The organism is Chryseobacterium sp. SIMBA_029 (genome assembly GCF_046535275.1).
In the GTDB taxonomy this organism is placed as follows: Bacteria; Bacteroidota; Bacteroidia; order Flavobacteriales; family Weeksellaceae; genus Chryseobacterium.
In genome coordinates this window covers 149,680-164,632 of the sequence record NZ_JAWRXA010000001.1, presented here as the reverse complement: position 1 = coordinate 164,632, position 14,953 = coordinate 149,680, and the positions used below count along the sequence as shown (strand labels likewise).

At 34.3% G+C, this 14,953-nt stretch carries 14 protein-coding genes; 2 read left to right on the top strand and 12 right to left on the bottom strand.

What is annotated here, in order from left to right:
- Positions 1–46: 46 nt before the first annotated feature.
- Positions 47–562 carry a DUF4920 domain-containing protein gene (locus tag SB679_RS00770; protein ID WP_410700337.1) on the top strand — a complete coding sequence of 172 codons (516 nt, stop codon included), beginning with the start codon at positions 47–49 and terminating at the stop codon, positions 560–562.
- A gap of 108 nt (positions 563–670) precedes the next feature.
- Here the strand turns inward: SB679_RS00770 and SB679_RS00765 are convergent, their stop codons facing one another.
- Entirely contained in the window at positions 671–1,780 is a 1,110-nt protein-coding gene (locus tag SB679_RS00765; protein ID WP_410700336.1) for a M14 family zinc carboxypeptidase, read from the bottom strand.
- 832 nt (positions 1,781–2,612) lie between these two features.
- Here SB679_RS00765 and SB679_RS00760 point away from each other — a divergent pair.
- The gene (locus SB679_RS00760) at positions 2,613–3,146 is read left to right on the top strand and encodes a helix-turn-helix transcriptional regulator (RefSeq protein ID WP_410700335.1); all 534 of its coding nucleotides are present in this window, start codon (positions 2,613–2,615) and stop codon (positions 3,144–3,146) included.
- Between the two features lie 1,049 nt (positions 3,147–4,195).
- Here the strand turns inward: SB679_RS00760 and SB679_RS00755 are convergent.
- The 11 genes from SB679_RS00755 to SB679_RS00705 form a co-directional block, all read right to left on the bottom strand.
- Complete coding sequence (locus SB679_RS00755) at positions 4,196–5,365, bottom strand: proline dehydrogenase family protein (RefSeq protein WP_410700334.1); 1,170 nt, start codon at positions 5,363–5,365, stop codon at positions 4,196–4,198.
- Positions 5,366–5,429: 64 nt separating this feature from the next.
- Positions 5,430–6,359, bottom strand: a complete 930-nt coding sequence (locus SB679_RS00750) for a UbiA family prenyltransferase (protein ID WP_410700333.1) — start codon at positions 6,357–6,359, stop codon at positions 5,430–5,432.
- A 10-nt stretch (positions 6,360–6,369) separates the two neighbouring features.
- Positions 6,370–7,296: a mevalonate kinase gene (locus SB679_RS00745; protein WP_410700332.1), complete on the bottom strand. Its 927-nt coding sequence runs from the start codon at positions 7,294–7,296 to the stop codon at positions 6,370–6,372.
- Positions 7,297–7,366: 70 nt separating this feature from the next.
- Positions 7,367–8,848, bottom strand: coding sequence for an MFS transporter (locus tag SB679_RS00740; RefSeq protein WP_410700331.1), 1,482 nt, complete (start codon positions 8,846–8,848; stop codon positions 7,367–7,369).
- A gap of 80 nt (positions 8,849–8,928) precedes the next feature.
- Positions 8,929–10,107, bottom strand: a complete 1,179-nt coding sequence (locus SB679_RS00735) for an acetyl-CoA C-acyltransferase (protein ID WP_410700330.1) — start codon at positions 10,105–10,107, stop codon at positions 8,929–8,931.
- A 60-nt stretch (positions 10,108–10,167) separates the two neighbouring features.
- Positions 10,168–10,608, bottom strand: coding sequence for a hypothetical protein (locus SB679_RS00730; protein ID WP_410700329.1), 441 nt, complete (start codon positions 10,606–10,608; stop codon positions 10,168–10,170).
- Positions 10,609–10,619: 11 nt separating this feature from the next.
- Complete coding sequence (locus tag SB679_RS00725; RefSeq protein WP_410700328.1) at positions 10,620–11,009, bottom strand: hypothetical protein; 390 nt, start codon at positions 11,007–11,009, stop codon at positions 10,620–10,622.
- Between the two features lie 148 nt (positions 11,010–11,157).
- On the bottom strand, positions 11,158–12,240 hold the full coding sequence (locus SB679_RS00720; RefSeq protein ID WP_410700327.1) for a hypothetical protein: 1,083 nt from the start codon (positions 12,238–12,240) through the stop codon (positions 11,158–11,160).
- A gap of 80 nt (positions 12,241–12,320) precedes the next feature.
- Positions 12,321–13,022: a hypothetical protein gene (locus SB679_RS00715; protein WP_410700326.1), complete on the bottom strand. Its 702-nt coding sequence runs from the start codon at positions 13,020–13,022 to the stop codon at positions 12,321–12,323.
- On the bottom strand, positions 12,988–13,542 hold the full coding sequence (locus tag SB679_RS00710; RefSeq protein ID WP_410700325.1) for an RNA polymerase sigma factor: 555 nt from the start codon (positions 13,540–13,542) through the stop codon (positions 12,988–12,990). The genes SB679_RS00715 and SB679_RS00710 overlap by 35 nt, the downstream gene beginning before the upstream one ends.
- 114 nt (positions 13,543–13,656) lie before the next feature.
- Entirely contained in the window at positions 13,657–14,937 is a 1,281-nt protein-coding gene (locus SB679_RS00705; RefSeq protein WP_410700324.1) for an MFS transporter, read from the bottom strand.
- Positions 14,938–14,953: the final 16 nt, after the last annotated feature.

Genomic DNA, 14,953 nt, shown 5'->3' with positions numbered 1-14,953 from the left:
ATTTATGATTCAATTTTTATTAGTACTTTTGAAAAAAATATTAAAAATGAAATTCAAGGCTATATTATTTGCAGCAGCGGTAAGTGTTTCCACTTTAGCTTTTGCACAGGAGACATCACAGAAAAAGTTTGGACCACCGGCAGGAAATGCTTTGGTAGGAGATGCTTATGGAGCCGGAGTAGCTTCTACCGTTGAAAGTAAAGCAATCTCTGTTGAAAAATTAAGCAAGAAACTTAAAAAAGACAACAAGAAAGTTGAGAATGTAGCGATCAAAGGAAAAGTTATTGATGTTTGTGACAAAAAAGGATGCTGGTTGACGATACAGACTGAAGACGATTCTCAGCTTTTCGTGAAAATGAAAGATTACGCATTTTTCGTACCTACTGCCCTAAAAGGTAAAACTGTAGTACTAGATGGAAGCGCTGAAAGAAAAGTAACTTCTATAGACGAACAAAAGCACTATGCCGAAGATGCTAAAAAACCTCAATCTGAAATCGACGCCATTACAAAACCTAAAGAAGAAATCAGATTCGTAGCCAACGGAATTAAAGTAGTTAATTAATACAAATTGTCATTGGGTCAAGGTAAGCAGTTTCTTAAGATTTCTGTGCTCCCGAAATGACCATATTTTATACAAAAAAAGCGGAACAAAATGTTCCGCTTTTTTTAATTAATCTTCTATCGTAAATTCTACCACAGCATCCAGTTTCGGATATTTTGTGGGAGAAATAAATTTCTTTCCGGTGCAGTCTATTTCCAGCCAGCCTTTTCTTTTTTTCACATCACCTACTTCCATCACAAAAGGTACAAATGATATTTCGTCTTTTCCTTCTTCTATCATTTCCCGGTATTGAACGGCAACATCCAAAATACATTCATGATCCGTGTTTAGTTTTACATTCCGGTAAATAATATCATAGTGCGTTTCCTTATTTTCCGGAATCTCAAGATAAGTCTCCCAACCTGTAATATCGGAGTTCAATTCTGCGATTGATTGTAGCGCATAATACAAGGCAACCGTATAATATTTTCTTGTTCCTTTCCTGGTATAATCATCTATGAAATGTCCGCCTTCAAATAAGATGGTTGGCATACCCGCTTTAATAAAATTGTCGCCGGTTGAGTTCGGGTAAAATTCATCCGAATATCTTCCGATCTGATTAGGGATCATTTCTTTCAAATGGTTGTAAACAGCACCGATTACCGCCATACATTTTTTACGGTTATCTGTAATGGTACGTTCTACATTTTCCGACGGTGCAAGAAAAGAAAGAGTAGCGGGATGAATTCCGTCTGTTGTGAAAATAGTTCTCTGCTCATGTAAATTAAGAGCGTAATCATATTTCTTGGAACCTACTGCTGATTTAAGGAATTTAATCTCTTTGCTGGACTCATTATGAAAGTCTCTGTTCAGATCAATATCTGCAGCATTCACCCTTGTCCATTTTTCCGAGCCGTCAGGATTGAGCATAAAAATAAAGTCCAGTTGAATCTTACTGAATAATTCATCCTTCATTTCAGGATCCTTATCCAGGCTTACCAATAAATCTAACATTGCATGTGTTGCGTTGGATTCGTTCCCGTGCATTTGGGACCATGCAAGAATATGAATGGAACCTGTTCCTATGCTTAGCTTATAAATGGGTTTATCTAAATAGGATGTCCCGATTTCCTGAATCTGATCCGCCAGATTAGCCTGTAGGTAGGAAAATAATTTTTCAGGAGAAATATATCGGTTTGGAAAGTTAGGGTGTGCAGTGTATAACTGTTCAAAATTCATTGTGCAATAATTTACAAGAGTCAAATTTAACCATTTTTGAGCAAAAAATAAAATTAACATTTGTAATTAGTTTAAACAATGTAAATAGTCATTTTGTCTGTTGATAACTTTGTGGATTGCTAATAATTCAATACAATATTGTTAATTTACTAAAAGTGAGTGTTTTACAACTTTTACCTCAATAAGTGTATTAAATATACTTTAAGTATGTAAATCCCTGTTTATCAACAAATGGGTGTAATTTCATTAAACAGAATTGACTGTGCAAAACTATTTGATTTACGCATTTACACAAATGTAAATTGTTAATTACTTCAAAATCTGCCATAGAATTCTCTTTTTTGAAGCCTTCTAAAAGATAACATAACTGGTCAAAAAAAATAATAGTATAATAGATGGTATTTGTCATTCTATTCTTTATAAAACAGGTCTATATAGACGTTTAAGGAAAGAAATTACAGTTTACAAATGCATATTCTATTGGATATACCGTAAAAAAGGGCATCTACTACTCTATTTGTTAAATTTAAGCCAATATAATGATGTAAACAACTTCTAACAGGCATTTTATCAGCAATATACTTCTCTAAAATATTCATTATTTCATTTATCTCATCCAATACTTTAAGTCATAATTTACATGATGAGCATTGTGGATAATTTGTATAGTAAAAATTGATGTATATTAATAAATATGACACATACATCTGTTTATTAATATATTATATGGATTTACATATGTATATTCAGTAAAATGATTCTTATTTACATTTATGGTTTGCATTTGTAAACATTATTTTTTACATTTGTAACACAAATAAAAATCATTTTTATGAGTTTAAACGAAAGGATTTCAAAAGTAATAGAGTATTCTAAGCTCACTCCTTCAGAATTTGCAGATGAAATTGATGTGCAGCGTTCTTCCATTTCTCATATTACTTCGGGAAGGAACAAGCCTTCTTTAGAGTTTATCATAAAAATAAAATCCAGCTTTCCTGAAATTTTATGGGATTGGCTGGTTACCGGCGAAGGCGAAATGCTGAAGCAGGATCTTCCGGAAGTGAATGAAATTCCAGCAGACGAAGAAGAAAAGAGCAAGCCAACTTCCCTCCCCGATTTATTTACGATGATGAATACGGATGATGATTTTGGTGCCGAAGAAACGGAAATTGACACCCCAAAACAGACCGCTGGAGAATCATTTATTCCACATCAAAGTCTTACTCAGGAAAAAATATCCGATTCTCAGCGATTAGAGAAATCCAATGATCAAATCATAAGTGAAGCTATTGGTAATCAGATTCATAAGATAAAACGTATCGTATTATTCTATGAAAACGGAAAATTTGAAAGTTTTGAGCCTTAAACAATGAATGGATAAAAAAATAGTGGATAAAAATCATAAATTATACTTCATAACCAAATTTGCTTTTCATGATTTATGGATCAATTTATCTAACATCGGGATTTTAAAATCTATTCCATCTCTAAATTATTTTATATTTTCCAGAGGTTTAAGCTTTACTATTGAACCGAAATTATCAGTTAATTTTCACAACTATTTTATATTTCGAAACAAGAAACAGCAGAAAATATCCTAAGAATTTTACTCTATTTTAGAACTAATAATCGCTTCTATTTCTTTAAATTTTAAATCAAAACTATCAAAAAATAAACTTGGAAAATAACTATTTCAAGCCATTTTTTCAATACTTAAATCTACTTTTTAAGAGGTTGTCGGTTCAAATATATAGCTGAAATTTCCGTCAAATTTTCTATATTATTTTATAATTTTAGTGAAGTTTTACACTGAAAATTCCTTAAAAATTTCACTACAATTTGAGGTTAATAATAGTATTTCGCTTTGAAGTACAAAAAACAATTATTTCGGTCTATTCAATGAAGGTTTTGAACATTGACAAGCATAGCAATATCACAAAAAAAACAATACAGATTCAAGTCTGATTTAAGTAAAAGATTACTACAAATTTTGATTTAAATCTTATATTTTTAAAGAACAAAAACTGAATAATCTGATTGAAATTCTACAATATTTGAGGGCTAATTACGACGATAATTCTACTTTATAACCTGCAATTTTAATGTCTATTTACTGAAAAAAATAATACAGAAAAATAGAAATATTGCTCACTTTTAAGAAGTAATTAAGCGGGAAATTATTGCTAAGAATTCAAAAATAATACTGATTTTCTTACCTGAATTTACCTAAGGATTTGATGAAATATTCACCGTAATTTTGATTGAAATCTTATCTTTTTTTAATTAAGATATTATGAAAATTAAGCTGCAATTTTATGTTAATTAAAGCTTGATTAACGTCCTCAATTTTTGGAAATAGGTAATAAAAAACGCCTCACTAATCAAGTGAAGCGTTGTATATGGTAAGGCTGAAAACTATTTCTTTTTTCTTCTTTCAAGCTCTTTTTTAATCAATCCAAGCTCTCTTCCTGTTTGTCCTGCTACCGAAGTGTTTTCCTGAGCTCTTCTGGTAAGATAAGGCACAACGTCTTTCACAGGGCCGTATGGAAGGTATTTAGCCACGTTATAGCCTTTATCAGATAAATAGAAGCTGATATTATCACTCATCCCATAAAGCTGACCAAAATAGATATGTGGATTATCATTTTCCAATGATTTTGCCTTCATTTTGTCCATAATCAGTTCTGAAGAAATCTCATTGTGGGTTCCAAAAAAGGCTGAAACTTTATCTAAATGGTTCATCACAAAGTCAATTCCTGCATTATAGTTTTTGTCCGAAGCGTCCTTATTAGGCTGGATAGGATCCGGATATCCTTTTTCTGCTGCCCTCGCTCTTTCTTTCTCCATATAAGCACCACGAACGATCTTATATCCTATGAAATAATTCTTTTCTCTGGCTCTCTGAAGGTTGGCTTCCATATATTCCAGTCTTCCTGTTCTGTACATTTGGATCGTGTTCCAAACGATAGGTTTTTCCCGGTTATATTTCTCCATCATTTCTTCACAAAGATGATCTGCAGCGTCCTGCATCCATGTTTCTTCAGCATCCACCATTACTTTTTTATCATTTTCATGGCACAATCTGCATACTTCATCAAATCTTTTTACGACTCTTTCCCACTCTTCTTTTTGACTTGTCGTTAGTTCTGCCTTTTTTCCAACGGCTTCATATAGGTCGATTCTTCCAAATGCTGTAGGCTTAAATACAATAAACGGAATCGCCGGATTTCCAATAGAAAACCTTATGATATCTTTAATTTCATTGCAGACTGCATCAAAAGTGGCTTCATCCTCCTTTCCTTCTATGGAATAATCGAAAATACTTCCTACTCCTCTTTTAAAGAGCTGTTTTACAACTTTCATACTTTCTTCACGCGTTTCACCACCACAGAATTGCGCAAACAAAGTGCTTTTTACAATTCCGGTAACGAAAGGGAAGTCATTATGTACCGTAAAATTAAGGATAGAAGTTCCAAGACTGGTAAGAGCGGGCTGTTCGATCATTTTGAACATCCAGTACGCCTTTTTCAATTGTGCATCTGACTTGTCTGCAAATGCAATTTTAGTATCGTTAAAAATGGGCATTCCTTTTTATTAAATTTAGTTCTGCAAATGTAATAATAACCTAAGCTTTTTTAAAGAAATTTCTCTACAATTTACCTTCCAGGCCATTTAAAAGCATTGCAATAATTCCTACAAAAACCCAAAAACGCAAGATGTTGAGGGTCAGAAATTTGCTTTTCCACGAAGAATTTAAAAGAAGATAGATGCAAAAGATCATCATCAGCAAACCGCTGGCGAAATAATAGGCCATAAAACCTGAAATACCTGTTCGAAGAATCAGCTTCATAGAAACAGCCATCGTAATAACCAGTAAAGAAATAATGATGCTATTAGTTGTTTTGCTTTTAAAATAATTGGGAATCGTAGTGTATCCAAAGGCCTTATCCACACTTTTGGTAAGGGTATCTTTTACAATATCAATGCATAAAAGAATAAGGAAAAGGAAAATAGCCATTAAAAACACCTTTTTGGAAAATCTTTCATAATATACCATCATTCCAAAGAACGGATATAAGGTTAAACTTACAAAGGTTAGATTATTAACGATCAGGATACGGCTTAATTTATGGCTGTACAGCCACATAAAGAACTGGTAAACCACAAAAAAGGCAAATACTCTATGGGAAATCATCCAGGCTACCCCCAAAGAAATAACACTTAAAGCCAGGTAAGCGTACAAAAAGTACTTTTGCTTGATAAAACTTTGAATTCTTGTTCTGAAAGGCTTAACAATATGATCTTTTTCCAGATCATAGAACTGATTGATGATTCCTCCGGCAAGAATTGTGAGTACAGTACAGAAAATAATGCCATGAACTTTAAAATCAAAGACGAATTTTCTGAACGTTTCATCCTGATTAAACAGGAAAAAAGTGGAAACATAGAGTGCAAAAGTCAGCAGCAAAGCCACAGAAACCCTTGCTCCCAGAAGAAATCCCACGAATTGTGAAAATCTGTAATATAGAGATTTGGATATATAATTTTTCTGTTGGAAAGTTTCTTTTTCAGAATTCATTCCAACGCAATTAAAATCTGTAAATCACTTCTTTTTGGAAGCCTTCAAGCATTTTTTCAGCTTTTTCATAGTCTTTGGTAAATCCTAAAATATAACCTCCACCACCGCTTCCGCAGAGTTTTAAATAGTAAGCATTGGAATCCAGCCCTTTTTTCCAGATATTAAAAATACTTTCCGGGATCATCGGACGGAAATGTTCGTATGCCCAATGAGAAAGCTTCTTTAAATTTCTAAAGAAAGGGGTCATGTCTTTTTTAAGGAAAGATTCTATACACGCATTATTATAGCGGATAAACTCTTCTTTAAGTGTTTTTCTAAACCCTTCAGTCTTCATTTTTTCAAAGAAAATCTGAATCATCGGTCCAGTTTCTCCGGACATTCCGGAATCAATAAGGAAGATAGCTCCTTTGCCTTTTTCTCCATCGGGAATAGAAACCCTGTCGAGGTTTTCTTTATTTTCGATAAGTATAGGCAGGTTCATATAGCAAATTAAAGGATCCATTCCTGAGCTTTTTCCATGGAAATAGCTTTCCATTTCTCCAAAAACGGCTTTTAATTTCTTTAAATTTTCTTTTGAAATATTTTCAGGATCAAGTTTATTGATAGAATATTTTTCAAAAATAGCAGCTACTAAAGCTCCTGAACTTCCCACCCCATATCCCTGAGGAATATTGGAATCAAAGAAAAGTCCTTTTGAAATATCATTTTTAAAACTTTCAATATCTAATTTGAAATTGTCAGAAAGATCCAATCCTAATAAATAATCGGAGTATTTCTGTAAATGTTGGTTTGATTTAAGCTCAAATTCAGGACCTAGATCCGAGAATTTTAAGGTTCCTTTATAAAAACTGTAGGGAACAACAAGTCCTTGGGAATCTTCTATCATCCCATATTCTCCGAAAAGGATAATTTTAGCGTAAAATAAAGGGTTTGTCATTTTGTGTTAAAAATCTTTATGCAAAGTTACTATTATTCTGCTGAATATTAACAAATTTTAAGCCATTCTACTACTTTATCTTCGATTTTAAGAATCGTATCAAAATAGCTCCTACTGCAAAAAACGCCGACATGGTAATAAAAGCATACTGCATGTTGTGAAACTTCTGAATAAATACACTGAAAATAAGCATTCCACAAATGATTGCTATTTTTTCAAGTACATCATAAAAACTGAAATACGTTGTATTTTCCATAGAATTTTCCGGCAGAAGCTTTGAGTAAGTTGATCTAGACATTGCCTGAAGGCCACCCATCACCAAACCAATCAAACCAGCCAAACCATAAAACTGAAGCTGAAGATTAGGATTTTCTTTGTTTAATGAATATGCAGACAAACAGCAGATAATCCAGATAATCACAGCAATAGTGATCACGTTTTTATTTCCAATTTTTTTAGATAATCTTGAAAATAAGAAAGCTCCAAAAATGGCAATAATCTGAATAACTAAGATGGTAATGATCAATTTATATTTATCGGCTTCTTTCGGGAAAATCACTGTACTTCCAAAGGGAACTGCCATTAAAAAGATGGTCTGCATCCCAACACTGTAAAAGAAAAAACTCGACAAGAAAAACTTCAAAGCTTTGTCTGAAAAAAGCTTGTTTCCCACTCTGAATAATTCTCTGAAACTCTCTTTAGCAATATCTTTATAGAAACTGATATTATCTTTTAATACTTCAAAAAAACCTCCCTGCTCTTCATGCTTTTTAAAGATATTTTTATAATTTAAAAGCACTAAATCTTTAGGAAGTTTTTCCTTCACATCTCCAAATTGCGGTAAATGTTTGAATGTATATTGTGAGAAACCAAACCACCAAGCTCCTGTTAATAAAAAGCTTATTCTGATATAAATTTTAGCCTGATCCGGCCCTTTCGCAACCACCTGAATCAAAACCAAACAAATAATTAATAGAACTACAGATCCTATATAACCATAAATATACCCTTTTGCAGAAAGCGCATCTTGTTTATCCGGAGTGGCAATATCTGGTAAAAATGAATTATAAAAGACTAAACTTCCCCAAAAACCAACACTCGCCGTAATACTGAAAAGGAGTCCTAAAAAGATATTTTCCATACCTGTAAACATGGCCAATCCCATACAAGAAGTCGCACCCAAATAACAGAAAAACTGAAGAAATGACTTTTTATTTCCAATGGTATCTGCTAAAGAAGATAAGAATGGAGACAGTAATACAACTAAAAAGAACGAGATGGCATAAGAAAAACTCAAGACCGCTTCCGGTTCATAAGTTTCTCCGAAAATCTTGATCATATTTCTAACAGGAATTTCCTGAATCTCCCTTGCTTCCGGCACATACTCTTTCTTGTTGTAAGCCGTAGTAAGAATCGTGTAGTAAATTGGGAATATCGCAGAAGTAATTACCAAAGAGTAAACAGAGTTTGCCCAGTCATAGACCGCCCAGGCTTTCATAATCTTTGGATTATTTTTTATATTTTGAGTAGGTTGAATTTCAGTTTCAGACATTTTCAAATAAATATTAGTAGCACAAAAATATAAAAACCGCTGAATATTCGGCGGTTTTTATATTAAATTAAATTTATAGTTTACATATTTTCAATAACAATGGCTGAAGCACCACCTCCACCGTTGCAAATTGCTGCTGCACCATATTTCGCATTGTTCTGCTTTAATACGTTGATCAGCGTTACAATGATTCTTGATCCTGAGCTTCCCAGCGGGTGTCCTAATGCTACAGCACCCCCGTTTACATTTACTTTAGAAGCGTCTAATCCCAGGATTTTATTGTTAGCCAAACCTACAACAGAGAATGCTTCGTTGAATTCAAAGAAATCGATATCAGAAATTTGTAATCCTGCCTTTTTCAGAGCAATCGGAAGTGCTTTTGCTGGTGCAGTAGTGAAGTTTTCAGGCTCCTGTGCTGCGTCAGCATAAGAAACGATTCTTGCTAAAGGCTTAAGACCTAATTCTTCCATTTTTTCTTTAGAAACAAGGATCAAAGCAGAAGCACCATCATTTAAAGTAGATGCATTGGCAGCTGTAACGGTTCCTTCTTCTTTCTTGAATACAGTTGGAAGTGTAGGAAGTCTGTCAAAATTAACAGCTTTATATTCTTCATCTTCTGCAAAAATTACAGGCTCTCCTTTTCTTTGAGGAATTGAAACAGGTACTATTTCTTCATTAAATTTCCCTTCGCTCCATGCTTTTGCTGATCTATTATAAGATTCAATGGCAAAATTATCCTGATCTTCTCTTGTAATGCTGTAGTCTGCTGCACATTTTTCTGCACAAACTCCCATATGAACTTTGTTGTAAACGTCTGTAAGACCGTCTAACACCATTCCGTCCAACATTTTGATATCTCCTAATTTGGTCGCTACTCTCGCGTTATAGTAATGAGGAACCATAGACATGTTCTCCATCCCGCCTGCAACGATTACTTCCGCGTCGCCTGCTTTGATAGCCTGTGCAGCCATTGTTACAGCCTTCATTCCTGATGCACAAACTTTATTAACTGTAGTAGAAGGTGTCTCAATAGACAAACCTGCTCCTAATGCAGCCTGACGGGCAGGAGCCTGTCCCTCTCCAGCCTGCAATACGTTCCCCATATAGATTTCCTGAACGTTTTTAGGATCTAAGCCGATTTTATCTAATGCTCCTTTTACAGCAATAGATCCCAGCTTTGTAGCCGGAACAGTTGATAAACTTCCTAAAAAACTCCCCATTGGTGTTCTAACTGCAGAAACGATGAATACTTCTTTCATGTGTATGATATTTATTTTTTTAGTCAAATTCAGCCTTCCGGCTTCACTCTTTGATCACTTTTATTTTTCTTTAATTAATACAAAACTGTACTGGTCATTATCAATTTTAGTCTCTACTTTCAGGTAATTATCCTGAGTAGCCACTATTTTATTGCTGAAAACATCTCCTACTTTTATCAGATTCTCCTTTTCAGTTTTTTCAAGGACGATCGATTTATAATTGCAGTCGTCAATAAAAACCATTGTTGATTTCACAAAATCTTTTCCATCATTATAATATTCGGTCTGAACATTATCTTTCACGGTCATGTACCAAAGATTTTTCGGGTAATTGGAACGTAGAAATGTTCCTTCCTTTATATTACTGCATTTAGGAGGGTTATCTACCGATTTTTGCTGTACTTCCTCTTTTTTCTTAGTGTCCGTCTCTTTTTTCTGAGCATTTATCTGAAAAATGCCCAAAAACAATGCGGCAACGGAAATGGTCTTTATACCCTTCATATTGGTATCTCTTATTTATTTTTATTTTTATTTCCCAGTAAAATCATCAAAATAGCTCCTAAAAATTCAACAGCCCAGCCCCATTTTAGTTTTACGACTCCGGCAAAGGTTTCTCTCCAGGATTTAAACGGTAAAAAGCTGAAATATTCTAATGACTGCATTTTAACCGCTACTAAAGTGAAAGCGAATAAAATAATCAAAAATACACCAAAAGTTCTTACCACTTTGGCACTGCCATTTACCAGTCCAAAGGCCGCACATGCAGAAAGAATCCAGCATGTAATCGCCAGATAGTGGTCTAGTTTCCAATAATTCCAGTTTCCAATAATAGGAACATGAACCAGGGGTAGAAAGCTCCCTGCCACCACTAATAACAATCCTAATAATTGAATATTTTTCATATTTCTTAAAGAGCCAAAATACAAAAAAAAACACACTTTACAGAAGTGTGTTTTAAAAACAAATTATTGGCGTACAAACATTTGTTAGTGTAAAAAAAATATATTAAAATTATTTATTTCGCAATAAAAATCATTTTTTATTATTTAATTAAAAATCAATATTAGCTATTTCTATCCCGATTTGTAAACCATATTTCTTCTTCAGGGTAGCATCACTGGTAAACGCCGGGGTAAAATCTTTTTGAATGAATATATTAAATCCACCATATCCAACTCCGAACTTGCCTCCAAAGACAAAGTTATTTAAACCTTGTTTTACTCTTTCCCGCTCTACAATCCTTCTGGAATCTTCATTTGAAAACCTATTATAAATGGTGCTGAACAATCTTGTTCCTCCATACACACCGGCAATTATAGAAAACTGGCTTTTTCTGTTGTCCAGGTATTTCACTCCATCTACCACTTTATATTCAGGGTTCAGGACAAATCTCAGATCCAGAGGAATCATAAGGTAGGAATTATTAAGGTATGTTCTCCTCAAATTTCCTCTTGAGAAATCATCCACGACAAGCCTTTGATTTTCCTGAGCGAATACTTTATCATATTTAGGAGTGAACCTGTCTGAACGGAATCCCAGTCCAATACGGTAAAAAAACGGACTTGTGAATCCTCCCAATTGGTTTTCGTATCTCAGAGTGGTATTGGTTGAATTGATAATCGTATTTTTCACATCAGAATGCTGGTTGTAAAATTTAAAAGGATCGTCTTTTGAAGTCAGATTCGCTCCTGTTAAGCTTACGGAAAGCTGCCATGACTGCAGATAATCCTTAACCGTTTTCTTTCTTCTGTCCAGTTTAATTTTTACGCCATCTGTTCCCAGTTGCATCTCATTTTTGCGCCATAATACACTGTCACGTCTTCCTAATACAGCATTTTTCACCATTTCTTTAGTGGCATTTTCCAACTCACTTTGCTGGGCATCTACTTTATCGTTGATGTTTTGCTGGTATCTCGTTGCAATTTCTGCTCTCTTGCTTTGCTTTTCTTCGGAGGTAATTTTCTTTTCCTGAAACATTTTATCAACGTTATCAAGTTCCTCATTCATCTTTGATTTTTCTGAAACCACAATGCTGTCAATCTTTTGAGAATAAGATTTCATATGGTTATTTTCTTGTGCAAAGCTGTATGAAAAAGCCATTACAGCGGTCATTAAGGCAATTTTCGTTTTCATATTTTAGATTAATTTTTAGACAATATTATCCCACAACTCATTTTTCAGAGCAGTATTTTTTTATGTAAAAGGTTAAAAGATTATTTGGTTTCCTGATCGGAAAAGACGGTCACTCCAAGTATTTTTAAAGAATTTGGGCTTTTGAATTTGATCTTCGTAGCATCCAGCACTCCGAATTTGCCCTGTTCACCTTTATTTTCTTCACGGGTTCTGTCAAATTCTCTTCCCAGCAGCAATTCATCGGCTTTTATATAATTTGCTTTATTTTTTGCTGCAATCACAGGTTTTTCAATGCTATTAGCAACCGTGGAATTTATCGCAGGAACAGCGATCACATTATTTTTGATGATAACTTTTTCTTTTGCTAAATGCTGGACATTTGGTATAACATGGTCCTCAGAAATGATAGATACTTCTTTATCGGTTTTGATTTTATCAATTTTATTTTCCTTGAGAACGGCTACCTCAGCATGTTGAGCCTGATCGGTATTTGAATTGACGATTTCAACGGTTGGTTGGGGTTCTGCAACAGTATTTGACTTTTCAGCTGTTGCCATTACGGCTTTATTCTCAGTCTTATTTGAATTAAAATAAAAGAAAGCGCCAAAAGAAATCAAAAGCAATATGGCAACCGCGTATTTCCAACTCTGGAACGGCTTCTTAATCCCTGAAGCAGGCACTTTGTCCAATTCAGCTTCCATTCTGTCCCAAAGATCAGCCGAAGGCTTTATTTCAAGCTTTTCGTAATCAGATCTTACTTGTTTCAATATTTCTTTTTTCATTTTCTTTTGTTTTAAAAAATTCGGCAAGCCATTTTTTCGCTTTACTCAACTGACTCTTGCTGGTCCCTTCCGAAATATTGAGAATTTCGGCAATCTCATGATGTTTTTTCTCTTCAAAAACATATAAATTAAAAATCAGCCTATATCCTACCGGCATCTGGGAAAATATTTCTTCAATATTGATTTCACCTAGCTGTTCTTCAATATCTTCTTCGGAGTAGTCATCTGCAATTTCTATATCCACATAGAGAATATTTTTATTTTTCCGGACAAAGCTTATAGAATCATTGACAACAATTTTTCTGAGCCAAAACGGAAAACTTTTCCACTCTCTGCATTCATCAAGTTTTGTGAAACATTTCATAAATGCATTTAAAAGAATATCCTCTGCATCATGAATATTGTTTGTGTAAGAGTTTGCAACGGCAAGCATCCTTGCTGAAAACAGATCGTAAAGCGCTTTCTGAGCCCTACGGTCCTGTTTTTTAGCCAGCATAAAATTCTCTTCTAAAGTCTTCATGTATGAGTTTCTATATATAAGACGGGATCTGTTGTAAAAGGTTGCCTGAAAATAAAAAAAATTGCACTTTTTTTCAAAAGTGCAATTTAATATTTTAATAATCAACGAAATAAATTAATGATTTACTTCTTTTAATTGATTAGGATCATGCTTATGTTTAAAAATAACAGCAAATAAAACGGTCACAATTAATGCATAGCCTGCAAATATGTACCATGAGGTCTGCCATCCTTCCAGCTGTAACGCAGGATCGGTTTGCGAAAATACATAATGATTCACCACTCCCTGAGCGGCAAGCATTCCTATTGTCGCACCAAAACCGTTGGTCATCATCATGAAAACCCCCTGAGCACTTGAACGGATACTCTTATCTGTTTCTTTATCTACAAATAGTGAACCTGACACGTTGAAGAAGTCAAATGCAATTCCATATACAATCATTGATAGGACAAACATCCATACACCGCCGCCAGGATTTCCTAATCCGAACAGTCCAAATCGTAAAACCCAGGCAAACATCGCCATCAGCATTACTTTTTTAATTCCGAATCTCTTTAAGAAGAAAGGAATCAACAGAATACATAATGTTTCAGAAACCTGAGAAAGAGAAATCAAAGCGTTGGCATGATTTGCTCCCCATGTATCTTTGAAAGCCGGAATATCTTTAAAACTGGTAATAAACGGATTTGCATATCCATTGGTAATCTGTAATGAAACTCCCAACAGCATAGAAAAAATAAAGAAAACAGCCATTTTTTTATCTTTAAAAAGGGCAAATGCTTTCAACCCTAATGCATCAGAGAAGCTTTTCTTCTCATTACTTTCATTAGTAGGACATTTCGGTAAGGTAAATGAGTATATAAATAATACGATTCCTAAAATTCCTGACACGAAAAATTGTGAGTAGCTATGCTGAAATCCTGTAAAATCTACAAACAGCATCGCACAAATAAACCCGATTGTACCGAAAGTACGAATCGGAGGAAATGCCTTTATCGTGTCATAGTTATTGTTCACAAGAACGGTATATGCCACAGAGTTTGAAAGGGCAATAGAAGGCATATAGAACATCACACTTAAGCTATATAAAAGGAATAGTTTAGAAAATTCCACATCGCTTCCTGCTGACATTCCATAATATCCTGCTGCAATCAAGAAGACGGCTGCGAAAAAATGACAAATCCCAAGCAGCTTCTGAGCCTGTATCCACCGGTCTGCAATAATCCCCATCAATGCGGGCATAAAAATAGAGACAATCCCCTGCATTGCATAAAAAAGGCCTATTTTAGAGCCTAATCCAACTGAACCTAAATAATTTCCCATGGAAGTTAAATAAGCCCCCCAAACAGCAAACTGAAGAAAGCTAAGGATGGTAAGTCGTAATTTTAAATTCATAGTTTAAATGTAAATA